At 66.0% G+C, this 25,064-nt stretch carries 23 protein-coding genes; 17 read left to right on the forward strand and 6 right to left on the reverse strand.

The window, feature by feature from the left end; genetic code table 11:
• Positions 1-515 precede the first annotated feature (515 nt).
• The 6 genes from modA (at position 516) to ACQR1I_RS29055 (ending at position 5,166) form a co-directional block, all read left to right on the forward strand.
• Entirely contained in the window at positions 516-1,283 is a 768-nt protein-coding gene (modA, locus tag ACQR1I_RS29030) for a molybdate ABC transporter substrate-binding protein (RefSeq protein ID WP_434868734.1), read from the forward strand.
• A gap of 12 nt (positions 1,284-1,295) precedes the next feature.
• Positions 1,296-1,985: a molybdate ABC transporter permease subunit gene (gene modB / locus ACQR1I_RS29035; protein ID WP_434868735.1), complete on the forward strand. Its 690-nt coding sequence runs from the start codon at positions 1,296-1,298 to the stop codon at positions 1,983-1,985.
• The gene (modC, locus tag ACQR1I_RS29040; RefSeq protein ID WP_434868736.1) at positions 1,982-3,076 is read left to right on the forward strand and encodes a molybdenum ABC transporter ATP-binding protein; all 1,095 of its coding nucleotides are present in this window, start codon (positions 1,982-1,984) and stop codon (positions 3,074-3,076) included. The genes modB and modC overlap by 4 nt, the downstream gene beginning before the upstream one ends.
• A gap of 205 nt (positions 3,077-3,281) precedes the next feature.
• Positions 3,282-4,145 (forward strand): xanthine dehydrogenase, encoded by an 864-nt coding sequence (locus ACQR1I_RS29045; protein WP_434868737.1) that lies wholly within the window; start codon positions 3,282-3,284, stop codon positions 4,143-4,145.
• A gap of 11 nt (positions 4,146-4,156) precedes the next feature.
• Entirely contained in the window at positions 4,157-4,747 is a 591-nt protein-coding gene (locus tag ACQR1I_RS29050) for a DUF2478 domain-containing protein (RefSeq protein WP_434868738.1), read from the forward strand.
• The gene (locus ACQR1I_RS29055) at positions 4,744-5,166 is read left to right on the forward strand and encodes a winged helix-turn-helix domain-containing protein (RefSeq protein ID WP_434868739.1); all 423 of its coding nucleotides are present in this window, start codon (positions 4,744-4,746) and stop codon (positions 5,164-5,166) included. The genes ACQR1I_RS29050 and ACQR1I_RS29055 overlap by 4 nt, the downstream gene beginning before the upstream one ends.
• Here ACQR1I_RS29055 and ACQR1I_RS29060 read toward each other — a convergent pair.
• Entirely contained in the window at positions 5,075-5,554 is a 480-nt protein-coding gene (locus tag ACQR1I_RS29060; protein ID WP_434868740.1) for a TOBE domain-containing protein, read from the reverse strand. The two genes, ACQR1I_RS29055 and ACQR1I_RS29060, sit on opposite strands and share 92 nt — an antisense overlap.
• Positions 5,555-5,572: 18 nt before the next feature.
• Entirely contained in the window at positions 5,573-6,820 is a 1,248-nt protein-coding gene (gene serA, locus ACQR1I_RS29065; protein ID WP_434868741.1) for a phosphoglycerate dehydrogenase, read from the reverse strand.
• Positions 6,821-7,108: 288 nt separating this feature from the next.
• On the opposite strand from serA, the gene ACQR1I_RS29070 reads away from it, so the two are divergent.
• The gene (locus ACQR1I_RS29070; protein WP_434868742.1) at positions 7,109-9,763 is read left to right on the forward strand and encodes an alpha/beta hydrolase fold domain-containing protein; all 2,655 of its coding nucleotides are present in this window, start codon (positions 7,109-7,111) and stop codon (positions 9,761-9,763) included.
• A gap of 105 nt (positions 9,764-9,868) precedes the next feature.
• Here the strand turns inward: ACQR1I_RS29070 and ACQR1I_RS29075 are convergent, their stop codons facing one another.
• Both ACQR1I_RS29075 and ACQR1I_RS29080 read right to left on the reverse strand, forming a co-directional pair.
• On the reverse strand, positions 9,869-10,510 hold the full coding sequence (locus ACQR1I_RS29075) for a 2-dehydro-3-deoxy-6-phosphogalactonate aldolase (protein WP_434868743.1): 642 nt from the start codon (positions 10,508-10,510) through the stop codon (positions 9,869-9,871).
• Between the two features lies 1 nt (position 10,511).
• Complete coding sequence (locus tag ACQR1I_RS29080; protein WP_434868744.1) at positions 10,512-11,450, reverse strand: 2-dehydro-3-deoxygalactonokinase; 939 nt, start codon at positions 11,448-11,450, stop codon at positions 10,512-10,514.
• 211 nt (positions 11,451-11,661) lie between these two features.
• On the opposite strand from ACQR1I_RS29080, the gene ACQR1I_RS29085 reads away from it, so the two are divergent.
• Positions 11,662-12,801 carry an MFS transporter gene (locus tag ACQR1I_RS29085; protein WP_434868745.1) on the forward strand — a complete coding sequence of 380 codons (1,140 nt, stop codon included), beginning with the start codon at positions 11,662-11,664 and terminating at the stop codon, positions 12,799-12,801.
• Between the two features lie 61 nt (positions 12,802-12,862).
• Positions 12,863-13,102: a DUF378 domain-containing protein gene (locus ACQR1I_RS29090; protein ID WP_434868746.1), complete on the forward strand. Its 240-nt coding sequence runs from the start codon at positions 12,863-12,865 to the stop codon at positions 13,100-13,102.
• Positions 13,103-13,122: 20 nt separating this feature from the next.
• On the opposite strand, the gene ACQR1I_RS29095 is transcribed toward ACQR1I_RS29090, so the two are convergent.
• Positions 13,123-14,085 (reverse strand): cation diffusion facilitator family transporter, encoded by a 963-nt coding sequence (locus ACQR1I_RS29095; protein ID WP_434868747.1) that lies wholly within the window; start codon positions 14,083-14,085, stop codon positions 13,123-13,125.
• A 129-nt stretch (positions 14,086-14,214) separates the two neighbouring features.
• Here ACQR1I_RS29095 and ACQR1I_RS29100 point away from each other — a divergent pair, with 129 nt between their 5' ends.
• Positions 14,215-14,736 (forward strand): nucleoside deaminase, encoded by a 522-nt coding sequence (locus ACQR1I_RS29100; RefSeq protein ID WP_434868805.1) that lies wholly within the window; start codon positions 14,215-14,217, stop codon positions 14,734-14,736.
• Positions 14,737-14,784: 48 nt separating this feature from the next.
• Here the strand turns inward: ACQR1I_RS29100 and ACQR1I_RS29105 are convergent, their stop codons facing one another.
• Complete coding sequence (locus ACQR1I_RS29105) at positions 14,785-15,903, reverse strand: hypothetical protein (protein ID WP_434868748.1); 1,119 nt, start codon at positions 15,901-15,903, stop codon at positions 14,785-14,787.
• Positions 15,904-16,477: 574 nt separating this feature from the next.
• Here ACQR1I_RS29105 and ACQR1I_RS29110 point away from each other — a divergent pair.
• The 7 genes from ACQR1I_RS29110 (at position 16,478) to ACQR1I_RS29140 (ending at position 25,055) form a co-directional block, all read left to right on the forward strand.
• Positions 16,478-18,046, forward strand: coding sequence for an ABC transporter ATP-binding protein (locus ACQR1I_RS29110; protein WP_434868749.1), 1,569 nt, complete (start codon positions 16,478-16,480; stop codon positions 18,044-18,046).
• On the forward strand, positions 18,030-19,121 hold the full coding sequence (locus ACQR1I_RS29115; protein WP_434868750.1) for an ABC transporter permease: 1,092 nt from the start codon (positions 18,030-18,032) through the stop codon (positions 19,119-19,121). The genes ACQR1I_RS29110 and ACQR1I_RS29115 overlap by 17 nt, the downstream gene beginning before the upstream one ends.
• Positions 19,108-20,025 carry an ABC transporter permease gene (locus ACQR1I_RS29120; RefSeq protein WP_434868751.1) on the forward strand — a complete coding sequence of 306 codons (918 nt, stop codon included), beginning with the start codon at positions 19,108-19,110 and terminating at the stop codon, positions 20,023-20,025. The genes ACQR1I_RS29115 and ACQR1I_RS29120 overlap by 14 nt, the downstream gene beginning before the upstream one ends.
• An 80-nt stretch (positions 20,026-20,105) precedes the next feature.
• A complete protein-coding gene (locus tag ACQR1I_RS29125; protein ID WP_434868752.1) occupies positions 20,106-21,185 on the forward strand; it encodes a BMP family ABC transporter substrate-binding protein in 1,080 nt (359 codons plus the stop codon).
• 287 nt (positions 21,186-21,472) lie between these two features.
• Positions 21,473-23,071, forward strand: coding sequence for an ABC transporter substrate-binding protein (locus ACQR1I_RS29130; protein ID WP_434868753.1), 1,599 nt, complete (start codon positions 21,473-21,475; stop codon positions 23,069-23,071).
• 68 nt (positions 23,072-23,139) lie between these two features.
• Complete coding sequence (locus tag ACQR1I_RS29135) at positions 23,140-24,150, forward strand: ABC transporter permease subunit (protein WP_434868754.1); 1,011 nt, start codon at positions 23,140-23,142, stop codon at positions 24,148-24,150.
• Positions 24,147-25,055: an ABC transporter permease subunit gene (locus ACQR1I_RS29140; protein WP_434868755.1), complete on the forward strand. Its 909-nt coding sequence runs from the start codon at positions 24,147-24,149 to the stop codon at positions 25,053-25,055. The genes ACQR1I_RS29135 and ACQR1I_RS29140 overlap by 4 nt, the downstream gene beginning before the upstream one ends.
• The last annotated feature ends 9 nt before the right edge of the window (positions 25,056-25,064 follow it).

Below are 25,064 nucleotides of genomic sequence, written 5' to 3' on the forward strand. Positions count from 1 at the left end.
ACGCTCCGTGACGATCGGCCGAAACGCCCCTCTTCATCGCGAACGGGATGGCCGAGACCATCGGCCTGATTTGCCCGACGACACAAGCCGAACAGCGTGCGACAAACTGGCTCGACGGGCAGTTGGCGCATGGCGGGGATGCAGCAGGTGCCCGTCGGGCAGGCCGGCACAACTTCCACAAATTGCTCGACCGGAAATGGCCAGCGCGCGTGCGCCAGCCATGGCGTGGCTCCAATGCCAATCGCACAAACGAAACGCGCCAGATGCGACGCGTCGTCCATCACTCGCGGGCCGTCGCGTTTGCGACACGCCGCGGCGTCCATTGTCGGAAGCTGAACAGGACGCGCAGCGCGGCGGCACGCGGCGGCCCTCATGTTGACGGGAACCGGCCGCGTTGTCTATTCTGATATATACGAATGGATATAGCATGGCATCGGCGCTGGCCGGTGCACCGGAACAGGACTTGCAATTTCACCGCAGCGACCCGTCTTGATGGATACGACAAGGACAGAATGATGAGATCGATGCGCTTCGCCACCGCCGCCCTGGGCGCGGCCATTGCACTGCTGACCAGCGCAAACGCGTTCGCCGGCAGTGCCAACGTCGCCGTGGCGGCCAACTTCACCGAGCCGGCCAAGGAGATCGCGGGCCTGTTCAAGGCCAAGACCGGCCACGAGCTGGTGCTGAGCTTCGGCTCGTCCGGGCAGTTCTACACCCAGATCAAGGAGAGCGCGCCGTTCGCGATCCTGCTCTCCGCCGATGACGAGCGGCCGAAGAAGCTGGTCGACGACGGCCTCGGCGTCGCCGAGAGCCGCTTCACCTACGCGATCGGCAAGCTCGTGCTGTGGAGCAAGGATCCGAACATTGTGAAGGGCGAGGAGACCCTGAAGGCCAACGCGTTCAACAAGCTGTCGATCGCCAACCCCACGGCGGCCCCCTATGGCGCGGCCGCGGTGGAGACGCTGAAGGCGCTGAAGCTCTACGAGGCGATCCAACCGAAGATCGTCCAGGGCAACACCATCTCGCAGGCGTTCCAGTTCGTCGACACCGGCAATGCCGAGCTCGGCTTCGTCGCGCTGTCGCAGCTGATGCCGAACGCCGGCGGCTCCCGCTGGCTGGTGCCGCAGAACCTCTACAGCGAGATCCGGCAGGATGCCGTGCTGCTGAAGGCCTCGGCCGGCAACGAGGCGGCCACCGCATTCCTCGCCTTCCTCAGGACTCCGGAAGCGCGTGCCGTCATCGAGAAGTTCGGCTATGCTCTGGAGCCCAAATCGGGCACCTGAGCACTCGGATTCATGAACCTCCACGTCTCGGCCGACATCTGGCAACCGGTCCGGCTCACCCTCGAGCTCGCGGCGCTCACGACCTTCATATTGATGCTCGTGGGCACGCCGATCGCATGGTGGCTGGCGCGGTCGCGGGCGCGGTGGAAGGAGGCGGTCGCCGCTCTGGTTGCGATCCCCCTGGTGCTGCCGCCGACCGTGCTCGGTTTCTATCTGCTGGTGGCGCTCGGCCCGAGCGGTCCCGGCGGAGCGCTGGCCTCGCTGTGGGGCGCGCGCACGCTGGCCTTCACCTTTCCGGGCCTGGTGATCGGCTCCGTCCTGTTCTCGATGCCGTTCGTGGTGCAGCCGATCCGCAACGCCTTCGAGGCGATGGGCGAGAAGCCGATGGAGGCGGCGGCGACCTTGCGCGCTTCGCCATGGCGCGCGTTCTGGACCATCGCCGTGCCGCTGGCGAGCCCCGGCTTTCTCACCGGTGCGATCCTCGGCTTCGCCCACACGGTCGGTGAATTCGGCGTCGTGCTGATGATCGGCGGCAACATTCCCGGCAAGACCAAGGTGCTGTCGGTCGCGATCTACGACTATGTCGAGACCTCGCAATGGACAGAGGCCTCCGTGCTCGCGCTCGGCATGGTCGTGTTCTCGTTCTGCGTCATTCTCACCATGATGCTCATCGAGAAGAAGATGACGAAAAGCGCGTCATGAGCACGGTCAAGGTCGACTTCCGCGGCGCGCTCGGCGGCTTCAAGTTGGAGGCACGCTTCGAGGTGCCGGCCCGCGGCGTCAGTGCGATCTTTGGCCCCTCCGGCTGCGGCAAGACGACGGTCATGCGCTGCATCGCCGGGCTCAATCGTCTGAACGGGCTGTGCTCCGTCGCCGGCGACGTCTGGCAGGACGAGAAGACCTTCCGTCCCGTGCACCAGCGTCCGATCGGCTACGTGTTCCAGGAAGCCAATCTGTTTCCGCACCTCTCGGTCCGCCGCAACTTGATGTACGGCCATCCCGGCACGAGCGGGCCGGGCGCGATCGGCTTCGACGAGATCGTCGGGTTGCTGGGCATCGCCAAGCTGCTCGATCGCTCCCCGCGGCATCTCTCGGGCGGCGAGCGGCAGCGCGTTGCGATCGGCCGCGCGCTGCTCAGCCAGCCAAAACTGCTGCTGATGGACGAGCCGCTGTCGGCGCTCGACCAGATGACCAAGGATGAAATCCTGCCCTATCTGGAGCGGCTGCACGCCGCGCTCGAGCTGCCGATCATCTATATCAGCCACGACATCGCCGAGGTCGAGCGGCTTGCCGATCAGCTGGTGCTGATGCGGAACGGCGCGGTTCTCGCCGCAGGCCCGCTGTCCGAGTTGCAGGCCGATCTGTCACTGCCGCTGGCGCTGTCACGCGATGCCGCGGTGAGCCTCGACGCCACCGTCGCGGCGCAGGATGCGGCCGACGGCATGGCAACGCTGGACGTGTCCGGCGGCCGGTTCCTGGTGCCGGCTGAGCCGCTTACGCCAGGGATCCGCCGCCGCCTGCGCGTGCTCGCTGACGATGTCAGCCTCGCCGTGGACGCACCGAGCCGCAGCACCATCGTCAACGTGCTCAGGGCGAGAATCCTGGAGATCCGCAGCCAGTCCGACCACCGCGTCACCGCCCTGCTCGGCCTTGGCGAGGATGGCAACGGCGCCCGGCTGCTGTCGCGTGTCACCCAGCGCTCGTGGACCGAGCTCGGCCTGCAGGCCGGACTCACGGTCTACGCCCAGGTCAAAGGCGTTGCCCTGGTCCGTCGCGAAGAGCCGCTCGCCTAGGCCAACGATCCGACTCCATCTCAGCATGACGGCGTGTTGTATACGCGACAATACAGCACCCTGTGTTATATCCTAAACAATACAGCTTATGCATCGCGCCTGCTCGATCTTTTGAAGATTCGCGAAGGTCATGAATGGCTTGCCTCGGCTGCGGCCTGCTGGCCCGGCGCTTGCTAATCCGATCTCGCAACGCGAGGTCATCAGCATGAAAGCCGCCGCCGTCACCTGGCATCCGAATGCGCCCAAGCCGCTCGCGCTGGTCCTCGGCACCAACGAGATCGCCTCCGCGATCGGGGCGAAGCTCAGCCACGCCCGGTTTGCGATCGTGCTCTGTCATGACACGTTCCCGCCGGTGATCCGGCGCGGCATGGCGTTTCACGACGTCCTGTACGGCGAGGCGCGCGAGCTCGACGGTGTGATCGGCGCGCGTGCCGAGAGCATCACGGACGTTGTCCGCATTCACCGCGAGCCCGACCAGGTCGCCGTGACCGGAATGCATCTCACCGATATCATCGCATACCGCTATCCCTCGGTCATCGTCGATGCCCGCATGCAGAAGCATCTCGCTACGCCGGATCTGCGCGGCGTTGCCGGCATCGCCGTCGGCATCGGCCCGTGCTTCGCGGTCGGGCACAATTGCGACATCGCGATCGAGACCCATCCTCGCGAGACCGGCGCGATTGTCGCGCAGGGCACGACGCGCAAGGCCGACGGCAAGGCGCGCGATCTCGGCGGCGCCGGCCGCGAGCGCTTCGTCTATTCGGACCAGGAGGCCATCTGGCACACGCCGCTCGACATCGGCACGCGCGTCTACAAGGGCCTGCAGCTCGGCTCGCTTGGCGGCACGCCGGTGCTGGCGCCGCTCGACGGCGCGCTGCGCGGCATCGCACGCGACGGCTTGCGCGTGCCGGCCAACGTCAAGCTGCTCGAGATCGATCCGCGCGGCCGTGCCGCCGCCTGGACCGGCATGGACGAGCGTGGGCAATCGATCGCAGCCAGCGTGGTATCGGCCGTTCACCAGATCATGCAAACCGGTCGGAAGGCGGGCCGCGTCTCCGCCAATGCGTGAGGAGGACTGCCATGACTTCAGCTGATATCGAAACGAGTCGGATCGTGGCGCTGCAGGGCGCTGCATCGACGGCGATTCAGGATCTGCTCGGCGATTTCGCCGCGCGCCTTGCCGCCGCAGGATTGCGCGTGTCCGGCGTCATCGAGGGCAGCGCGGACAAGGCCAGGCCGTGCAAGGCGATGATGCTGCGCAGCCTCGACGACAACAGCATGTTCTCGATCTCGCAGGATCTCGGTCCGGGATCGCCCGCCTGCAACCTCGATCCGGAAGGCCTCGCGCTCGCCTGCGCCGCCGTGCAGCAGTCGATCATTGGCGGCACCGACATCGTCATCCTCAGCAAGTTCGGCAAGCAGGAGGCGGCCGGCGGCGGTCTTGCCGATGCTTTCGGCGCGGCGATCTCGGCCGGGCTGCCGATCATCACCGCGGTCTCACCCGCCATGATGGAGGCCTGGACGCGCTTTGCAGGCCCGTTCGCCGAGTGCGTCCCGGTCGATGTCGCGCGCAGTCCAGGCTGGATCGAGGCGTGGTCAGGCCGCAGGGTGACATCGCGGAGCGCCCATGAGATGATCGGCGCTCCCCGCGAGCGGATCGGAATGGGATGAAGCGCGAAGCTCAGATCGAATTGACCATCACATTCGGCAATGGCGGCAGCCTGTCGCCGGAGGATCTGCTGCTGATCGACTATATCCGCAAGGAGCGCTCGATCCTGGGCGCCGCGCGGGCAAGCGGCATCTCCTACCGCAAATGCTGGCTGATGGTCGACGCGCTCAACCGCACCTTCGAAACGCCGGTGTTCGAGACCCATCCGGGCCGCCGCGGCGGCGGCGCCGAGATCACGCCATTCGGCGAACGGCTGGTCGCGCTGTATCAATCGATGCAACGGCGCACGCGCACCGCCACAGCGGCGGCGCTCGGCGAACTGCAGAAGGCTACGGATCCCCGCTATCAGAAGCGGGCCAGCGGCGCGGCCGAGGCAGCTCCGAAGGCCGAACCGCGCCAGGCCCGATCGCGACGCTCTTGATCATCGCCCAGGCTGACAATTCCGGCTCGAGCGCCAAGCGCTCGACCGACTCGAGCGTGACCAGCGCGTGCAGCTTCGTCGAACCAAGATCGAAGGTCACACGCACATAAGGCGGCTCGAGCGGCAGGATCTCCTCGATCCGGCCGGGCAGCCGGTTGGTGATCGACACGTCCATCGGCCGCGACAGCGCGATCGAGACGTCGCGCGCTTCGATCGTCACTGACACGCCGGCATCAACGGCGGCATCGACCATCGGGACGCGCAACTCGCCATCGGCAAAGAACAGCGTCGACATGGCGTATTGCGGATCGTGACGCAGCACACGCGCCGGCACGGTCGTGCTCAGCACGACCGGCGAGGCTGGCGACGATGGAGCCTGGCCAGTCATCGCGCCCCCTTCATCCCATCACGGCCGATCGTGATCGTACAGCACGCGCACGCGGATCGTGCCCTCGACCGCGCGCAGCTCCGCCAGCAGCTCCTCGCCCTCGCCGCCGACCACGTCGGTCTCGAGCACGACGTAGCCGACCTCGGGATCGGTCTGCAGGTACTGCGCGAGGATGTTGATGTTGTGCCGCGACACTGCCTCGTTGACTTGGCGCAGCACGCCGGGAACGTTGCGATGGACGTGGATGAAGCGGGTGCCGGTCGGGCGCGCCGGCAGCTGCACCTGCGGGAAGTTCACCGCGCCGAAGGTCGAGCCGACGTCGGAATAGTCGATCAGCTTGCGCGCGACCTCGCCGCCGATGCGGTCCTGCGCCTCCTCGGTGGAGCCGCCGACATGCGGCGTCAGGATCACGTTGGGCAGGCCCTGCAGCGGCGACACGAACGGGTCGGCGTTCGAGGCCGGCTCGACCGGGAACACGTCGACGGCCGCGCCCGACAGCTTGCCGTCGCGCAGCGCGCTCGCCAGCGCCTCGATGTCGACCACTGTGCCGCGCGAATTGTTGATCAGATAGGCGCCGTCCTTCATGTGCCGGATCTGGCGCTCGCCGATCATGTTGGCGGTCGCCGGCGTCTCCGGCACGTGCAACGAGACCACGTCGCTCGTCGCCAACAGTTCGTCGAGACTCTCGGCCGGCTCGGTGTTGCCGTGGCGGAGCTTGTCGGTCAGATCGAAGAAGATCACCCGCATGCCCATTGCCTCGGCGAGGTTCGACAGCTGCGAGCCGATATTGCCGTAGCCGATGATGCCGAGCGTCTTGCCGCGCACCTCGCGGCTGCCATTCGCGGACTTGTCCCAGCCGCCGGCATGCGCGGACACCGAGCGCGGAAAGATCCGCCGCATCAGCATCACGACCTCGGCGATGGTCAGCTCGGCGACGCTGCGCGTGTTCGAATAGGGCGCGTTGAAGACGGGGATACCGAGCCGCTTGGCGGCATCGAGATCGACCTGGTTGGTGCCGACCGAGAAGCAGCCCACCGCCATCAGCCGGTCGGCGGCCTGCAGCACGTCCGCGGTCAGATTGGTGCGCGAGCGGATGCCGAGCATGTGCACGCCGGACAGCATCCGCTTCAGCTCGGCCGAGCCGAGCGCCTTGGGCAGCCGTTCGACCTCGGTATAGCCGCTGGCCTCGAACATGCGGACGGCCGAGTCGTTCACGCCCTCCAGGAGCAGAACGCGGATCTTTTGCTTGGGCAGCGAGAGCGGCATGGGCCTGGCCTGATTCAGTCGTGGATGTGGAGGAGTGTAGAGATTGTTACAGTCGCGATGCGTTGAAACTTGGTGAATGCGACGCAGCAGAAGCGCTTTCTGTCGCTTTCTCAGGGTCTTGTCCACTCCGTAGCAACGTTTTCGGACGCAATGCAAAATCAGCGCCTGGCATAACGGACCATCAGCAGATGTTGCGGCGAACAACCGCAGATCGCTGTATTGTCAGCTGACAAACCATGCGAGCAGCGCTAGCCTTTCTTCCAATCACAAAATCATCGGGAGGTCGGCATGTCAGACGGATTGGTCGAGGCACGCGCGCAGGAAGCGACTCACGGCGAAACCCAGACGGTGGACGTCGCCGTGGTCGGCGCGGGATTCGCGGGATTGTACCTGCTGCATCGGCTGCGCAAGGCGGGCTTTTCGGCCGTGGCGCTCGACAACGCCCACGATGTCGGCGGCACCTGGTACTGGAACCGCTACCCCGGCGCGCGCTGCGACATCCAGACCGTCGACTACAGCTACACCTTCGATCCGGAACTCGAGACCGCCTGGCAGTGGTCGGAGAAATACGCCACCCAGCCGGAGATCCTGCGCTATCTCGGCTTCGTCGCCGATCGTTACGATCTGCGCCGCGACATCCGGTTCGGTACCCGCGTGCTCGGCGCGTCCTGGGATGAAGCTGGAGAGCGCTGGCTACTCACCACCGATAACGGCCCTGCCGTCTCCTGCCGTCACTACATCATGGCGACCGGCTGCCTGTCGCAGCCGAAGCCGCCGGAAATCGACGGCGTGCACAACTTCAAGGGCGAGATCTACTTCACCAGCCGCTGGCCGCATGACGGCGTCGATCTCCACGGCAAGCGCGTCGCCGTGATCGGCACCGGCTCGTCCGGCATCCAGTCGATCCCGATCATCGCCGAGCAGGCCGCGCAGTTGACGGTGTTCCAGCGCACGCCGAACTTTGCTCTGCCGGCGCATAACGGCCCGCTGCCGGCCGATCGCGCCGCGCAGCTGGCAGAGGATCGCAACGGCCTGCGCGAGCAGGCGCGCTGGTCGATGACCGGGGTGCCGATCCCGCCGGCCACCGAATTCAGCTGGGCGATGAGCGAGGCCGAGCGCCGCGAGCGCTTCGAGAAGCTGTGGGCCGCGGGCGACCTCGTCGGCATGCTGACCCAGCTGTGGGCCGACCAGGGCGTCGATGCCGATGGCAACGCGCTGGCCGCCGACCTCTTGCGCGCGAAGATTCGCGACGTCGTCAAGGATCCCGAGACGGCCGAGGCGCTCACGCCTCATGATCATCCGTTCGGCGCCAAGCGGCCGTGCCTGGATACGAACTACTACGCGACGTTCAACCGCCCGAACGTCACCCTCGTCAACCTGCGCAAGGAGCCGATTGCGTCCATCACCGCCAACAGCATCAAGACCGACAGGCGCAGCTTCGACGTCGACGTCATCGTGTTCGCCACCGGCTTCGACGCCATGACCGGCGCGATCCGCGCCGTGCATCCGATCAAGGGACGCGGCGGCAAGTCGCTCGATGACAGCTGGGCTGATGGCCCGGAGACCTATCTCGGTCTCACCGTCGCGGGCTTCCCGAATCTGTTCCTGATCACCGGTCCGGGCAGCCCGTCGGTGCTGTCGAACATGGCGGTGTCGATCGAGCAGCATGTCGACTTCGTGGTCGATCGGCTGGCGGCGCTGCGAGAGGCCGGCTTCACCACGATCGAGCCCACGGAGACCGCGCAAGCCGGCTGGTCGCGCCACATGGCGGACTGCGCCACGGTGACGCTGCATCGGCTCGCCAATACCTGGTACACGGGCGCCAACGTGCCGGGCAAGCCGCAGGCGCTGATGCCCTATACCGGCGGCGTCGGTCCCTATCGCGGCATCTGCAACGAGATCGTCAGCCGCGGCATGCTCGGCTTCAAGCTGACCGGTCCGAACGGACTGTCCCAGTGCAACGACGGCGAGATCGTCAAGCTGCAGCCGGATGTCCGTCTGGTTCTCAACATGCTCGCCGGGATGAACCTGCCGCCGATCGAATCGATGGGCGCGCAGGGCGCACGCGACTTCGTCGCCGAGTTCAACAAGGCCCGGCCGCCGGGCCGCCCGGTGGGCGAGGTCAAGGACGGCACGCTGCAGGGCGCCGAGGGTCCCCTGGCCTATCGCCTCTACAGGCCGGCGACGCCCGGCCCGCATCCGATCGTGGTCTACTTCCATGGCGGCGGCTGGGTGCTCGGCGACGAGCAGTCGGACGATCCGTTCTGCCGCGACCTATGCCGCCGTTCCAACATGATCTTCGTCAGCGTGAACTACCGCCACGCGCCGGAGCATCGCTTCCCGGCTGCGGCTGAGGACGGCTACGCGGCGGCCAAGTGGGTCGCCGAGCACGCCGCCGAACTCGGCGGCCGCGAGGGACCGGTGCTGGTCGCCGGCTGGAGCGCCGGCGGCAACATCGCCGCCGTCACCTGCCAGCTGGCGCGCGACCGCGGCGGACCGGCGATCGGCGGCCAGCTCTTGGTGTGTCCGGTCACCGATTGCAGCTTCGACCGCCCGTCCTACACCGAGAACGCCGCCGGCTACTTCCTGACCCGCGGCCTGATGTTCTGGTTCTGGGACATCTACTGCTCGCCGGCCGATCGGACAGATCCCCGCGTGTCGCCGCTGCGCGGCAAGCTGCAGGACCTGCCGCCGGCCTACATCGTCACCTGCGAATTCGATCCGCTGCGCGACGAGGGTGTCGCTTATGCGGAAGCGCTTGCGGCTGCAGGGGTGCCGGTCGGACAGCTCAAGGCGCGCGGCCATTTCCACTCGTCGTTCACGATGGTCGACGTCGTCATCACCGGCACCGGCGGCCGCGCGCAGATGGCGGAGGCGCTGCAGGCCTTCACGCAGCCTGCAGACCAGAGCAGCTCGCCGGAGATCAACGCCGCCGCGAGCTGATGAGGCGCGGCTGAGATCGATCGACAATCAAACGGCCCGCAGATGTGCGGGCCGTTATCAACGCCGGACATCGTGGCCGCGATCGAGGCGTTCGCGATGCTGCCGTCAACCCGCAGGGGCGATCGCCGCATCATAGGCAAGCACCGAGGCCGACGCGGTCTTGCGCACGTCGTTCGCGGTCATGCCCGGCTTGTACAGGCTCGAGCCGAGACCGAAGGCGCGCACACCAGCGGCGACATAGCTGCCGAGATTTGCGTCGGATACGCCACCGACGGCCCCGACCACAACGCCCTTCGGCAGCACGGCCAGTTGCGCAGCGATGCCCGACGGTCCGAGCACGGAGGCTGGAAAATATTTCAGCGCCGAGGCGCCGCAGCGCAAGGCGAGGAACGCTTCGGTCGGCGACAGCACGCCGGGCATCGTCACCATGTCGTAGGCCTGCGCCGTCGCCAGCACCTCGGCATCGACGTTCGGGCTGACCATCAGCCGCCCGCCGGCCTCCGCGACGCGCACGCAATCGGGCGCGTTGACCACCGTTCCAGCACCGATCAGGCAGTCCTTGCCGAAGCGCCTGGCGAGGCGCTCGATGGACAGGAACGGATCCGGAGAGTTCAGCGGGACCTCGATCATCTCGAAGCCGGCTTCGATCAGGACCTCGACGATCCCCTCGGCCTCGTCGGGCTTGATGCCGCGCAGGATCGCGACGAGCGACCGCTTGACGGAGGGCCAGGCCACGGACTGTGTCATGTCAAAAACGCGCTCCCCAGATCTGCCGGGCGGCCTTGATCAGACCGCGGCGCGACGCCTGCTCGGCATCGCATTCACTTGCATTGAACCCGCTTGCAGCCAGAGCCTCACGATACAAGCCACCGAGCCGGCCCGCTGCGATCAATCTGAGCGGAACATTCACGCCGAACCGCGCGCGCGCATCGGCGATCTCGCTGCCGATCAGAAGTCCCGACAATCTTGCCGCCCCTCCGGACCGCTGCTCGTAGCCCAGCAGTTGCGCCGCACGAAGCCGGAACAGCGCGCTGGTCAAGCTCGTCGGCGACGACAACGCCGTGGCCAGCCCCGAAGCGAAGGCAGTGTTATCCTCTGCAGCCGCCGGCTCGACGGCGTGCTTCAGGATGCTGTGCTCGGAGACGACCGCGAACAGCTCGCCGGTCATGTAGGTCGCGAACTCGGCCACGGCACCGTTGTCGATCCGGATCCATTTGCTGTGCGTGCCGGGAATGCAGACGACGCCGGTGAAGTCCGGCTCGGTAACGCCGAGAAGCTGCGTCTCCTCGCCGCGCATCACGTCCGGCTGCTCCGGCCGCGCCTGGGCGAGCCCGGGCAGAATTCGGACATCGCCGTCGGTGTCGACGCGGATGGCGCCTGCGTGCAAGGCGTCGAGCCGGGTCGGCGTGTGCAGATAGGGCGCCTCGACCCAGCCCTGCCGCGCCCCGGCCATGCCGCAGATCAGCACAGGAGTGTCCTCCGGCGCGCCGAGCTTCGCCAGATGCGCACGCAGCACCGGCGCGAATCCGGACGTTGCACAATGCAGCATGCCCTCGCTGCCGCGGCTCTCGGCAAGCTCCGTCCCGTCGCCGGCCATCAGCCAGGCGCGGAAGCTGGAGGTTCCCCAGTCGACGGCAACAAAGGCCGCCTTGGAAGAGGCCGTCTTAGACTTGTCTGCCGGGTTCATCGTTCCTCTGCGGCCGGGCTGCGACACCGTCAGACGTCGCTTCGGGTGACGTCAGCCGTATAGGCATGATAGGTCAAGCCGACAAGCGCGGCATGGGCTTTGATCGCCGTCCGCCGTTCAAGCTGGTTGCCGCGTTGCAAAGCTGCCCCGCGCCTCCTCCCTCTCTCTAGGCAGGCCCATCGGGCGTGACCTCTCTGCGTCCGGATCATCCATGGCATTCTCCGACCTTCGCGCGGCGCGGCTCGCGACCCGCCTGGCCTTTTTCGTGGCCGGCTTCGGCCTCGCCTGCTGGGCGCCTCTGGTGCCGTTCGCCAAGCAGCGGCTCGGCGTGGACGACGCAACGCTGGGGCTGTTGCTGCTCTCGCTCGGCGTCGGCTCGGTCGCATCGATGCTGGCGGCCGGACTTCTGAGCGCCCGCTATGGCAGCAAGCCGGTCGTCATCGTCAGCGGTATTGCTCTCAGTCTCCTGCTGCCTCCGCTGACGATCGCCGCCACGCCCGCCACGCTCGCAATCGCGCTGTTCGTCTTTGGCGCGGCGCTCGGCTCGCTCGACGTCGCCGTGAACATCCAGGCGATCGAGGTCGAACGATTGAGCGAGCGGACGCTGATGTCCGGCTTCCACGCCCAGTTCAGCATCGGCGGCTTTGCCGGGTCCGGCGCCATGACCGCGCTGCTCGCCTTCGACGTTGCGCCGCTGCCGGGAACGCTCGCCTGCAGCGCGCTCGCCTTGGTCGCCATGATCGTCACGGCGCCGCGGCTGCTGGCCGGCAAGCCGGCGCAGTCCGGACCCCTGCTCGTGCTGCCGCACGGCGCAGTGATGTTGCTCGCCGCACTCGCCGCCATCATGTTCCTGGTCGAGGGAGCGATGCTCGACTGGGGCGCATTGCTGCTGACCGGCTCAGGCCGTCTCCCTGCGGCCCAGGCAGGACTTGGCTACATCATGTTCTCGATCGCGATGACGACCGGACGGCTGCTCGGCGACGCCGTCGTGGCGCGGATCGGCGATCGCGCGACCTTGCTGTGGGGCAGCGCCATCACGATGGCGGGCTTCATCGTCCTGCTTGCGGTTCCCTCCCTTGTCGCCGCCATGGCAGGCTTTGCCCTGATCGGACTCGGCGCCTCCAACCTGGTCCCGGTGCTGTTCCGAAGAGCCGGCGCGCAGACCGCGATGCCCGTCGGGCTTGCCGTCGCCGCCGTCACCACTGCCGGCTACTCGGGCGTGCTGCTCGGCCCGGCCGGTATCGGCTTCGTCGCCGCCGCCACCAGCCTTTCCGCTGCATTCTGGATGCTCGCCGCGCTGCTTATCATCGTGCTCGCGAGCGCGCCCTTTGTCGCGACCGCGAAGGGATAGGAACGAGCCGCAAAGTGCCGCTTTGACCTCGCATCACACGCCGCGGTCAAGGAGCAACTTCATGCGCGCACTCAACATCATCACACTTATTCTCGTCATCGTAGGTGGATTGAACTGGGGCCTCGTCGGCCTGTTCGATTTCGACCTCGTGACCGCCATCTTCGGCAACGGCGCGGCCGAAACGGCGACATCCTCCCCCATCGCCCGGATCGTCTACGTGCTGGTCGCGATCTCGGCGATCTACCAGATCGGCATGCTGGTGCGGCTGTCCTCTGCGCGAAGCGACGTCGTCTATCGCTGAGGCGGAGCGGCAACAGGCCGCTATGCGGGCGCCGAGCGATCCTGGAGCTGGCGCTCGCGGACCTGTCGATAGCGGAGGCTGGTCTGCGGCTTGACGAACAACGCCGCAATGGTCGGATGCCGAGCGCGCAACTCGGCTTCGATCGCAACAACGGCGCGCTCGATGTCGTCGGCACGCAGATCATCGGCAAACTCGATGCTGAGCGCCACCACGACCTGCTGCGGAGATAATTGCACGGTGAGCAGGCCGTTTGCCGATTCGACGCCTTTCCTGGCACGCGCGATGTCGAGGACCGAACGCGCCAGTTCGGGGTCCGCAGGCTCGCCGATCAGGAGGCTCTTGCTCTCCCGCGCGAGCGCCATCGAGGTGGCCGCCAGAAGCAATCCGATCAGGATCGAGCCAATGCCATCCCAGGCCGGCTGCTCGAACGCGACCGCCGCCGCCGTGGCGGCAGCGGCAATCACGATGCCGATCAGCGCCGCGCTGTCCTCGAAGACGACCATGAAGGCCGGCGGATCCTTGCTGCGCCTGAAAGCTTCGAGATACGACAGGCCTGGAGCGGCCGCACGAAAGCGCCGCACCGCCACCCACCAAGACCCCGCCTCGAAAATAAAGGAGAGGCCGAGCACGATGTAGTTCACCGTCGGATCCTCGATCGGCTGCGGCTGCACCAGATGCGCCACGCCTTCATACAGCGAGACGCCGGCGCCGAGCGCAAACAGCAGCAGCGCAACGATGAAGCTCCAGAAGTAGAGCTCGCGTCCGTGGCCCAGCGGATGCTCGCGGTCGGGCGGCCGGCCTGCGCGATGGATGCCGTACAGCAGCAGCAGTTCGTTGGAGGTGTCGACGACCGAGTGGATGGCCTCGCTCATCATCGCCGAGCTGCCAGTCCAGACGGCAGCCGCAATCTTGGTGGAGGCCACGAGCAGATTGCCGACAAGCGCGGCATAGACGGCAATCTTGGAATCCGAGTTCGCCGCCATCTCGCCTGCCCTGGTGTCATGCTGATCGTGCGCCGGGAAACGCAATCTGCAGCCATCGGGTTCCGCCATGCGCTTGCGGACTTGATCATGCAGGCGCAGGATCACCCGATCCGCAACGGGGCAGAGCTGATGACGAGACCGGACGAGTCGAGAGACGGAGAGAGGCTCGCCGATCCACGCGAGCGCGACGTGGATTTCCTGCGTCACAGCTTCGCTGTCGCGCGCCGCGCGATGGCTCGTGGCAATCACCCGTTCGGAGCGGTGCTGGTAGCCGCCGACGGCCGCATTCTGATCGAGGCCGAGAACGGCTACATGCCGACACACGATGCCACGGCTCATGCGGAGCGGCTGACTGCGACCCAGGCCTGCACGTCGATAACGCCAGAGGTCCGAGCGACAGCCACGCTGTATTCGTCGGCAGAACCGTGCGCCATGTGCGCGGGCGCCATCTATTGGGCGGGCATCGGACGCGTGGTCTACGGCCTCGGCGAGCGGCGGCTGCGCGACTTGACGGGCAATCATCCGGAGAACCCGACACTCGACCTGCCCTGCCGAGACGTGTTCGCGAGCGGCCAGCGGTCAACCGAGGTCGTCGGCCCCCTACTGGAGGACGAAGCCGCCGCGCTGCATGCGGGGGTCTGGAACAAATAACAAAGGCGCCGCGACAGGGCCGCGGCGCCTTGAGCCATTCGATTGAACTCAGAACTTCACGGTCACGCCGGAATACAGCGACGACTCGGTGCACGCGCCGGTCGAGATGCGCGTCGTACCCGCACCTGGGACAGAGCAGCCCACTGCGTTGTTGTGGTCGAGACCGAACTTGTTCTGCCAGTAGCGATACGCCACCCAGACATCGATCATGTGGCTCTGCTTCTCGCCCCACATCGCCTTCGAGGCGTCGAAGGTCAGACGGATCGGCTCCGAGTTGAACTCGATCTTGGTCGGGTAGACGCCGTTCGCGACGCTGGCCGGGAGCGGCTCGGTGTCAGTGCCCTTCTTGCCGTACCAGCCGGCGCGGCCCGAGATCGAGAAGAACTGCATGTTCTCGGGCATGAAGCCGAGGTCCATGTAGTAGTTGGTCTCGACCGCCCAGGTGGGCTTGAACGACGTATTGCCATCGGCGATGCACGGGTTCGACCAGCCGGCGCCACACTGCGAGAACGAATTGTGGTTGGCGAACTCCCAGTACATCAAGGGCGCAACGTTGAAGTAGCCCTTGTACGGCAGGTTGAACGCGAACTGCAGACCAGCGACGACGTCGCGCTTGGCGGCGCCGAAATAGCGATTCTCGGTGTTGGCATCCATGCCCACCTCGAACGAGATGTTCTGCAGCGGCCCCATCGTAAAGGCCTTGGTGTTGAAGATCTGGTTCCAGCCGAAGGTCGAGCGGAACAGACCGTAGATCTCGGTGGCGCCGGCGCAGCTTGCGGGCGTGAAGGCGAAGCCCGCGTTCGGTGACACGATGCCGCCGGTCTGCGTGCACGGCCCGGCCGGATCGTTGTGGTCAGACTTGAACAGCGAAATGGTGAAGAAGTTGGTGCCGTAGCCCCAGACGTCGAAATGGGTGAACGAGTAGACCTGCTTGGCGGTGTTCGCGTTGAACGTGCCGTTGGCGTTCCGGCTCCAGGCGCCGGGCTGAACGGCGTTGAAGATGTACGAGTAGCTCACCCGGTTGTCGACGACGAGGAAGAACGGCACGTCGGCCGGAGCCTTCTTCGCAGCCTTCGCCGGCAGATCGGCGGCCGAGGCCGGCGCCGCGGATGCGAAGACCGCTGCGCCGAGCGCAATGGCCGCCGCGATGGACTTAGAGAACGACATGTAGAACACCCCCAATTGACAAGCGCCGATTCCGGACTTGCCTGCACAGTTGCGCCGTTGCTTCGGCGCGAGAAGCCTCAACTTTCTCCAGGCCTTGCCCGCAGTTTCATCAAGCTTCAGCCGCATTGCGGAGCGCACGCGCCCTGAACGGTTCCACGGCCTGAGACGATTGGCCGCGACCGACGTCCCGCAAACGGTGCGCCTTGGCTCTTCACTTTGCTGAGGTTTTTCGGAAGTTCGCGTTTGGCCTTCCGCACGCCAGCGCGATCACGCGCGACCGCGAGCGCTGCGTCGGACCAGGCATAGGATGACGTTGCTCATCCAACGGGCAGACTGCTTCAGCCAAGCGATTTCCACACACTGTCACAAATGTGCCACACGCCATTTCCGATTATTCAAACCGGCCACTCGCAACGGTAGGGCCGCTGCGCCAGAAAGCGCTGCAGCGCGCGGTGTCTGCTCGATCAGCGCTTGAGCAAGTGTTGGGCACAGGTTGGCGCTTTTCGCCTCTTACGCGCCGCCGCAATTTAGCTCACAATTGAGGCAGTTCCATCTCCTGCCCGCGACGCAGCCTATGCTTGACCCTACGCCGGCCAATTCCCATCCGACGCCGCCGCTCCTGCAGACGGTCGGACTGACCAAGCGCTATGGCGACTTCCTGGCCAATGACAGGATCGACATCGACATCTTTCCGCGCGAGATCCACGCACTGCTCGGTGAGAACGGCGCCGGCAAGTCGACCCTGGTCAAGACCATCTACGGCCTGGTGCAGCCGAGCGCCGGCGAGCTGCGCTGGCAGGGCAAACCGATCAAGCTGTCCGGTCCGGCCGAGGCGCGTGCACTGGGCATCGGGATGGTGTTCCAGCATTTCTCCCTGTTCGACAACCTGACGGTCGCCGAAAACGTGGCGCTCGGCCTCGACGGCAAGGAGCCGTTCAAGGCTGTCTCGGCGCGGCTCGCGGACGTCGCACGCGACTACGGTCTGCCGCTCGATCCAAAGCGCGAGGTCTGGCAATTGTCGGTTGGCGAGCGGCAGCGCATCGAGATCGTGCGCGCGCTGATGCAGAACCCGAAATTCCTCATCCTGGACGAGCCCACCGCCGTGCTGACGCCGCAGGAGGCCGACCAGCTGTTCGTCGTGCTGGAGCGGCTCAAGGCCGAGGGCCGCGCCATCCTCTACATCAGCCACAAGCTCGACGAGGTGAAGCGCCTCTGCGACACCGCAACGATTCTGCGCGGCGGCAAGAAGGTCGCGACCTGCAATCCGAAGCGCGAAACCGCGGCCTCGCTGGCGCGCATGATGGTGGGCACCGAGATCAAGGAAGTAAAGCCGCCGGCCGAGCGGCACACCACGGTGCCGCGCCTCGTCGTCAACGATCTCACATTGGTGCCCAGCGAGCTGCACGGCGTGCGGCTTCAGAACGTCTCGTTCGAGCTCAAGGGCGGCGAGATCCTTGGCATCGCCGGCGTCGCCGGCAACGGGCAGGACGAGCTGTTCGCCGCGCTCTCCGGCGAGCGCCTCGTCAAGGAGCCCAGCACGATCATCATCGACGGGCTCGCCTGCGGCAACCTCTCGATCACCCAGCGGCGCAAGATGGGCGCGGCCTTCGTGCCGGAGGAACGGCTCGGGCATGGCACCGCGCCGCGCATGAAACTGTCCGAGAACGCGCTGCTGACGGGACACGCGGCGGGCGAGATGGTCCGGCACGGCTTCGTCAACGCCGCCGCGACCTTGCGAACCGTCGATCGCACCACCGAGACGTTCGACGTCCGCAAGGCCAAGCGCGATCCCGAGGCCGCGAGCCTGTCCGGGGGCAATCTGCAGAAGTTCGTCGTCGGCCGCGAGATCCTGCGCGCGCCGGCCGTCCTGATCGTGAACCAGCCGACCTGGGGCGTGGACGCCGGCGCCGCCGCAATCATCCGCCAGGCTCTGATCGATCTCGCCAGCTCCGGTGCGGCAGTGCTCGTCACCAGCCAGGATCTTGACGAACTGATCGAGATCGCCGACCGGATCGCGGTGATGTTCCATGGTCATCTCTCCGAGGCCCTTCCCCGCGCCGAGGCGACGCGCGAAAAGCTCGGCCTGCTGATGGGCGGCGCCAGTCTGGAGCAGAAGGAGGCCGCGCATGCAGCTGGTGCTTGAGAAACGCGCCGAGCGATCGCGCAGCATTGCCCTCGTCTCGCCGCTGATCGCGATCGGGCTGACGCTCATCACCATGAGCGTGCTGTTCGCGGTGCTGGGCAAGAACCCGCTCACCGCACTCGGCGTCTACTTCGTCGCGCCGCTGACCGACGGTTATTCGCTGCAGGAGATCGCGGTGAAGGCCACCCCGCTGGTGATGATCGCGATCGGTCTGTCGCTGTGCTATCTCGCCAACGCCTGGAATATCGGCGCCGAGGGCCAGTTCCTGATCGGCGCCGTCGCGGGCAGCTGGATCGCGGTTAAGACGCAGGGCACCGAGGCGGGTCATTGGGTGCTGCCGGCCATGCTGATCGCCGGCGCCGTCGCCGGTGCGCTCTATGCGCTGATCCCTGCGCTGTGCCGTGTGAAGTTCGGCGCCAGCGAGATCCTCACCAGCTTGATGCTGGTCTATGTCGCCGATCTGCTGCTCGACTACCTCGTCCGCGGCCCCTGGCGCGACCCGGCGGGCTTCAACTTTCCGACCACGGCGGAGTTCGATCCCGTCGCCACCGTGCCGGTGCTGATCGAGGGCGGCCGGCTGCATCTCGGCAGCATCATTGCGCTCGTGGTCGTTGCCGCCGCCTTCGTGCTGCTCGACCGCACCATCAAGGGTTTTGAGATCCGCGTCGTCGGCGTCGCGCCCCGCGCGGCGCGGTTCGGCGGCTTCAACGCCAACCAGCTCGTGCTGCTGACCTTCGCCGTCTCGGGCGCGCTGGCGGGCCTGGCCGGCATCATTGAGGTGGCAGGACCGATCGGGCATCTGCAACCGGGGATCTCACCGGGCTACGGCTTCACCGCAATCATCGTCGCCTTTCTCGGCCGGCTCAATCCGATTGGAATACTAATTGCAGGTTTGTTCCTTGCGCTAACGTTCATCGGCGGCGAGCAGGCCCAGATCACGATGAAGATCCCGCTCGACGTCACCAAGGTCTTCCAGGGCATCCTGCTGTTCTACGTGCTCGCCTGCGACTCCCTCATCCTCTATCGTTTCAAGCTCGTCTTCGCGTCGCGACAGGTGCAAAGTGGTGCTGGTTGAAGCAATCATCCTGTCGGTGCTGGCCGCATCGACGCCGCTCTTGCTGGCCGCAACCGGTGAGCTCGTCACCGAGCGCGCGGGCGTCCTCAACCTCGGCGTCGAGGGCATGATGATCGTCGGCGCCGCCTGCGGCTTCGGCGGTGCGTGGCTGTCCGGCTCGATCATCGTCGGCGCGCTGTGCGGCATCGTCGCCGGCATGCTGATGTCGCTGATCTTCGCGTTCATGACGCTCGGCCTGGCGGTGAACCAGGTCGCGACAGGGCTGGCGCTGACCATTCTCGGCATCGGCCTGTCCGGGCTGATCGGCGCGCGCTTCGTCGGCGAACGCATCACCACCGCGCCGAAACTCTCTATTCCCGGTCTCAGCGACATGCCGCTGGTCGGCCGTATCCTGTTCGGCGAGGACGCCTTCGTCTATCTGTCGCTCGCTTTGATCGTCGCCGTCTGGTGGTTCCTCTACCGCACCCGCGCAGGCCTCGTGCTGCGCGCCTGCGGCGACAACCACGTGTCCGCGCACGCGCTCGGCTATCCCGTCCTGCGCATCCGGTTGCTGGCCGTGCTGTTCGGCGGCGCCTGCGCCGGGCTCGCCGGCGCTTATCTGCCACTCGCCTACACGCCGTTCTTCATCCCCGGCATGACCGCCGGACGCGGCTGGATCGCGCTGGCGCTCGTGGTGTTTGCATCATGGCGGCCCGGCCGGCTCGTGATCGGCGCCTACCTGTTCGGCGCGGTGACGATCCTGCAGCTGCATGCGCAGGGCGCTGGTGTCGGCATTCCCTCACAATTGATGTCGGCGCTGCCCTATCTCGCCACCGTGATCGTGCTGGTGCTGCTGTCCCGCGCGCGCACCGGCGGCTCGACCGCCCCGGCGGCGCTGGGGACCGTGTTCGTTCCCGATCGTTGACGACTTCATCCCGAGCGCCTGCGATGGGGCGCACGCTTGGGATCACCACCTTTTCCCCTGGCTGTTTGGAGATATTGACGATGATGAAAAAGCTTCTGGGCGCTGCCGCCGCGCTGGTGCTGGCGGGGAGCATCGCGGGCGTGGCGCATGCCGCCGACAAGCTGAAGGTCGGCTTCATCTATCTCGGCCCGATCGGCGATCTCGGCTGGACCTATCAGCACGAGCTCGGCCGCCAGGCACTGGTCAAGGAGCTCGGCGACCAGATCGAGACGACTTATCTGGAGAACGTGCCGGAAGGCCCGGACTCCGAGCGCGCCATCGAGCAGCTGGTGCGCGCCGGCAACAAGCTGATCTTCACGACCTCGTTCGGCTACATGGATCCGACGCTCAAGGTCGCCAAGAAATATCCGAACGTGCATTTCGAGCACGCCACCGGCTACAAGCGCGACAAGAACATGTCGACCTATTCGGGCCGCTGGTACCAGGGCCGCTACATCCAGGGCCAGATCGCGGCCAAGATGTCGAAGGCCGGGGTGCTCGGCTATATCGGCTCGTTCCCGATCCCCGAGGTCGTCTCCGGCATCAACGCCACGATGCTCGGCGCGCAGTCGATCAATCCGAACATCAAGGTCAAGATCATCTGGGTCAACACCTGGTTCGACCCGGGCAAGGAGGCCGACGCCGCCAAGGCGCTGCTCGACCAGGGCGCCGACATCATCATGCAGCACACCGACAGCCCGGCGGCGATGCAGGTCGCAGCCGAGCGCGGCAAGCTCGCCTTCGGCCAGGACTCCGAGATGATCAAGTTCGGTCCCAAGGCGCAGCTGACGTCGATCCTGGACACCTGGGGCCCGTACTACATCGCGCGCGTCAAGGCCGAGCTCGATGGTACCTGGAAGTCGGAGGACACCTGGGGCGGGCTCGACTCCAAGATGTTCGAGATGGCGCCCTACACCAACATGCCTGACGACGTGAAGAAGATGGCGGAGGAGACCCAGGCCGCGATCACCTCCGGCAAGCTGCATCCGTTCAAATGCCCGGTCATCGGCCAGGACGGCAAGGAGGTCGAGTGCAAGGGCGGCGCCAACCTCGCCGACGGCCAGATCCTCGGCATGAACTTCTACGTCAAGGGCGTCGACGACAAGCTGCCGGGCAAGTAGGCGCGGCAAGCAGCCAACAGCCCCCTGCCGCCCGCCGGCGGCAGGGTGACGGTGACGACCATCGATCCCGAGCCTTGCTGCGACGCATGGTGACGCAGCAAGGCTCCGCTTCCGGGCTCCTCGGAATGCCGGCATGGCGCAGCGCAGCCATCGCGCGGCGCAGGCGCCGGTGCGCCCCATCTTCCGGTGCGTTGACAGCGGCAACACCCGATAGCAAGCTCGGCTTGGACGCCGCGATGCAGCCCCTGGCGCATGCGCGTTGCCGGTTCTCACCTGGAGTTCCAACCGTGAACAGATATCACCTGCTCGTTGCCGTCTGCGCCTCGGCGCTGCTGGCAAGTCCGTCGGCTGTTGCCAAGACCCTCGTGTTCTGCTCGGAAGGCAGCCCGGAGAACTTCTATCCCGGCGTCAACACGACCGGAACGTCGTTCGACGGCAATGAGCCGATCTACAACCGCATCGTCGAGTTCGAGCGCGGCGGCACCCAGGTGGGGCCGGGCCTTGCCGAAAGCTGGACGATCTCGCCGGATGGCACCACCTACACCTTCAATCTGCGCAAGGGCGTGAAGTGGCATTCGGCCTCGAAATCGTTCAAGCCGACGCGCGACTTCAACGCCGACGACATTCTGTTCTCGATCGAGCGGCAGTGGAAGGAGGACAATCCCTACTTCAAGGTGACCAGTCCGAACCATTCCTATTTCGGCGACATGGCGATGCCAAAGCTGCTGAAGTCGGTCGAGAAGGTCGATGACTACACGATCAAGATCACTCTCAATCAGCCGGAAGCTCCGTTCCTGGCGGATCTCGCGATGCCGTTCGCAGCGATCCAGTCGAAGGAATATGCCGATGCGATGCTGAAGGCCGGCACGCCCGAGAAGATCGACCAGGATCCGATCGGCACCGGTCCGTTCTACCTGGTGCAGTACCAGAAGGACGCCGTGATCCGCTACAAGGCGTTCCCGCAATTCTGGGGCGGCAAGGCCAAGATCGACGATCTCGTCTATGCGATCACGCCGGACTCCTCGGTGCGCTGGGCCAAGCTGCAGAAGGGCGAATGCGATGTGATGCCCTATCCGAACCCTGCCGACATCGACGCGATCCGCAAGGACCCGAACGTCACGGTGCTCGAGCAGCCCGGTCTCAACGTCGGCTACCTTGCGTTCAACACCCAGAAGAAGCCGTTCGACGATGTGCGCGTGCGCAAGGCGATCAGCATGGCGATCAACAAGAAGGCGATCATCGACGCCGTCTATTTGTCGACCGGCATCGCGGCGAAGAACCCGATCCCGCCGTCGATGTGGTCCTACAACGACGCAGTCAAGGACGATCCCTATGATCCGGAGGCGGCCAAGAAGCTGCTCGCCGAGGCCGGCTTTCCGAACGGCCTGGAGACAGATCTGTGGGCCATGCCGGTGCAGCGCCCCTACAATCCGAACGCCAAGCGCATCGCCGAGCTGATGCAGGCCGACCTCGCCAAGATCGGCGTCAAGGCCGAGATCAAGTCGTTTGAATGGGGCGAATACCGCAAGCGCATGCAGGCCGGTGAGCACCAGATGGGCATGCTTGGCTGGACCGGTGATAACGGCGACCCGGACAATTTCCTGCACACCTTGCTGGGCTGTGCCTCGGCACAATCCGGCGGCTCCAACGTCGCCAAGTTCTGCTACAAGCCGTTCGACGATCTGGTCCTGAAGGCCAAGACGGTCAGCGACCAGGCCGAGCGTACCAAGCTGTACGGCGAGGCGCAGGTGATCTTCAAGGAACAGGCCCCGTGGTTCACCATCGCCCATGCGGTGCAGCTCAAGCCGGTCAGCAAGCGCGTGATCGACTTCAAGCTGTCGCCGTTCGGCCGCCACAGCTTCTACGGCGTCGACGTCAAGGACTGACGGACACGGCGCGGAGCGGTGGACGCCGCCCCGCGCCTGTCTGCGATCGAGGACGATAGAAGCAAGGCATGCTGCGTTTCGCTCTGACCCGGCTGAGCCTCGTGGTTCCGACCTTCATTGGTCTGACCCTGCTCGTGTTCGTGCTGATCCGGCTCATCCCAGGCGATCCGATCGAGACCATGGCGGGCGAGCGCGGCATCGATCCGGCGCGCCTGGCGCAGCTGCGCAAGGAATACGGCTTCGACCAGCCGGTCATGGTGCAGTACGGGTTCTATCTGGCGCGGCTGGTGCACGGCGACCTCGGGCGCTCGATCGTCACCCATGAGCCTGTCATCTCGGAATTCCAGAGCCTGTTCCCCGCCACCGTCGAATTGTCGGTCTGCGCCATCCTGTTCGCGCTCTGCTTCGGACTTCCAGCCGGCATCATTGCAGCGGTGCGGCGCAACTCGATCTTCGATCATGGCGTGATGGGCATCTCGCTGACCGGCTATTCGATGCCGATCTTCTGGTGGGGACTGCTGCTGATCCTGCTGTTTTCGGTGCAGCTCGGATGGACACCGGTGTCGGGCCGGATCGCCGTGCAGTATTTCGTCGAACCGGTCACCGGCTTCCTGCTCATCGATACGCTGCTCGACGGCGATTTCGGCGCGTTCAGGTCGGCGCTGTCGCATCTGGTACTGCCGACGATCGTGCTCGGCACGGTGCCGCTCGCGGTGATTGCCCGCATGACGCGCTCGGCGATGCTGGAGGTGCTGGGCGAGGATTATATCCGCACCGCCCGCGCCAAGGGCCTACCGCGCTTCCGCGTGATCGCGATCCATGCCTTGCGCAATGCGCTGATCCCGGTGGTGACCGTGATCGGGCTGCAGGTCGGAGTTCTATTCACCGGCGCCATTCTGACCGAGACCATCTTTTCATGGCCGGGCGTCGGCAAATGGCTGATCGAAGGCATCAACCGCCGCGACTATCCGGTCCTGCAGGGCGGCACGCTGCTGATCGGCGCGATCGTCATGACGATCAATCTGCTGGTTGACGTGACCTATGGGCTGATCAATCCCCGCATCCGGTACACGCGATGACCAGCGAGAGCCTGCAGAGCCGCATCGTGACCGAGCCGGCCGCGCCGCCGTCTCCGCTCGTGGAGTTCTGGCTTGATTTCAAGAAGAATGCCGGCGCGGTGGCAGGCCTCGCCGTGATCGCGGTTCTGGTCATACTCGCGCTTTCGGCCGATGTCGTCGCGCCGCATTCGCCGGTTCTCACCGACAACACCGCGTTCCTGAGGCCCCCGTTCTGGCAGCAGGGTGGGTCGCTCACCTACCCGCTCGGCACCGACGCGATCGGACGCGATATCCTGTCGCGCCTCATCCATGGCGCGCGGCTCTCGCTTCTGATCGGAATCGCGGTCGTGGCGCTGTCGGTGGTGACGGGAACGATCCTGGGTCTGGTGGCCGGGTTCTTTCGCGGCGTGACCGAGATCGCGATCATGCGGGTGATGGACATCACCTTGACGCTGCCGAGCCTGCTGCTGGCGATCGTGATCGTCGCGATCCTCGGTCCCGGCCTCATGAACGCCATGCTGGCGGTCGCGATCGTGCTGCTGCCGCATTACGTGCGGATCGCGCGCGCCGCCGTCATCAGCGAGATCTCCAAGGACTACGTCACCGCGGCCAAGGTCGCCGGCGCCGGCCGGCTGCGGCTGATGTTCAAGGAGGTGCTGCCGAATTGCGCGGCGCCCTTGATCGTGCAGGCGACGCTCGGCATCTCCACCGCGATCCTGGACGCAGCCGCGCTCGGCTTCCTCGGCCTCGGCGCGCAGCCGCCGTCGCCGGAATGGGGAACCATGCTGGCGGACGCGCGCGAATTCGTGCTGCGGGCCTGGTGGGTCGTGACCCTGCCGGGCCTTGCGATCCTGCTGACCGTTCTGGCCTTCAACCTGCTCGGCGACGGGCTGCGCGACGCGCTCGATCCCAAGCTCAAACGATGATGCAGACAA

This window comes from Bradyrhizobium sp. HKCCYLS2038 (genome assembly GCF_051167655.1).
Lineage (GTDB): Bacteria > Pseudomonadota > Alphaproteobacteria > Rhizobiales > Xanthobacteraceae > Bradyrhizobium.

Excerpts from the sequence above, each read along its gene's own strand:
- modA (WP_434868734.1), top strand. The coding sequence starts at position 516 with ATGAGATCGATGCGCTTCGCCACCGCCGCCCTGGGCGCGGCCATTGCA.
- modB (WP_434868735.1), top strand. The coding sequence starts at position 1,296 with ATGAACCTCCACGTCTCGGCCGACATCTGGCAACCGGTCCGGCTCACC.
- modC (WP_434868736.1), top strand. The coding sequence starts at position 1,982 with ATGAGCACGGTCAAGGTCGACTTCCGCGGCGCGCTCGGCGGCTTCAAG.
- ACQR1I_RS29045 (WP_434868737.1), top strand. The coding sequence starts at position 3,282 with ATGAAAGCCGCCGCCGTCACCTGGCATCCGAATGCGCCCAAGCCGCTC.
- ACQR1I_RS29050 (WP_434868738.1), top strand. The coding sequence starts at position 4,157 with ATGACTTCAGCTGATATCGAAACGAGTCGGATCGTGGCGCTGCAGGGC.
- ACQR1I_RS29055 (WP_434868739.1), top strand. The coding sequence starts at position 4,744 with ATGAAGCGCGAAGCTCAGATCGAATTGACCATCACATTCGGCAATGGC.
- ACQR1I_RS29060 (WP_434868740.1), bottom strand. The coding sequence starts at position 5,554 with ATGACTGGCCAGGCTCCATCGTCGCCAGCCTCGCCGGTCGTGCTGAGC.
- serA (WP_434868741.1), bottom strand. The coding sequence starts at position 6,820 with ATGCCGCTCTCGCTGCCCAAGCAAAAGATCCGCGTTCTGCTCCTGGAG.
- ACQR1I_RS29070 (WP_434868742.1), top strand. The coding sequence starts at position 7,109 with ATGTCAGACGGATTGGTCGAGGCACGCGCGCAGGAAGCGACTCACGGC.
- ACQR1I_RS29075 (WP_434868743.1), bottom strand. The coding sequence starts at position 10,510 with ATGACACAGTCCGTGGCCTGGCCCTCCGTCAAGCGGTCGCTCGTCGCG.
- ACQR1I_RS29080 (WP_434868744.1), bottom strand. The coding sequence starts at position 11,450 with ATGAACCCGGCAGACAAGTCTAAGACGGCCTCTTCCAAGGCGGCCTTT.
- ACQR1I_RS29085 (WP_434868745.1), top strand. The coding sequence starts at position 11,662 with ATGGCATTCTCCGACCTTCGCGCGGCGCGGCTCGCGACCCGCCTGGCC.
- ACQR1I_RS29090 (WP_434868746.1), top strand. The coding sequence starts at position 12,863 with ATGCGCGCACTCAACATCATCACACTTATTCTCGTCATCGTAGGTGGA.
- ACQR1I_RS29095 (WP_434868747.1), bottom strand. The coding sequence starts at position 14,085 with ATGGCGGCGAACTCGGATTCCAAGATTGCCGTCTATGCCGCGCTTGTC.
- ACQR1I_RS29100 (WP_434868805.1), top strand. The coding sequence starts at position 14,215 with ATGACGAGACCGGACGAGTCGAGAGACGGAGAGAGGCTCGCCGATCCA.
- ACQR1I_RS29105 (WP_434868748.1), bottom strand. The coding sequence starts at position 15,903 with ATGTCGTTCTCTAAGTCCATCGCGGCGGCCATTGCGCTCGGCGCAGCG.
- ACQR1I_RS29110 (WP_434868749.1), top strand. The coding sequence starts at position 16,478 with ATGCTTGACCCTACGCCGGCCAATTCCCATCCGACGCCGCCGCTCCTG.
- ACQR1I_RS29115 (WP_434868750.1), top strand. The coding sequence starts at position 18,030 with ATGCAGCTGGTGCTTGAGAAACGCGCCGAGCGATCGCGCAGCATTGCC.
- ACQR1I_RS29125 (WP_434868752.1), top strand. The coding sequence starts at position 20,106 with ATGATGAAAAAGCTTCTGGGCGCTGCCGCCGCGCTGGTGCTGGCGGGG.
- ACQR1I_RS29135 (WP_434868754.1), top strand. The coding sequence starts at position 23,140 with ATGCTGCGTTTCGCTCTGACCCGGCTGAGCCTCGTGGTTCCGACCTTC.
- ACQR1I_RS29140 (WP_434868755.1), top strand. The coding sequence starts at position 24,147 with ATGACCAGCGAGAGCCTGCAGAGCCGCATCGTGACCGAGCCGGCCGCG.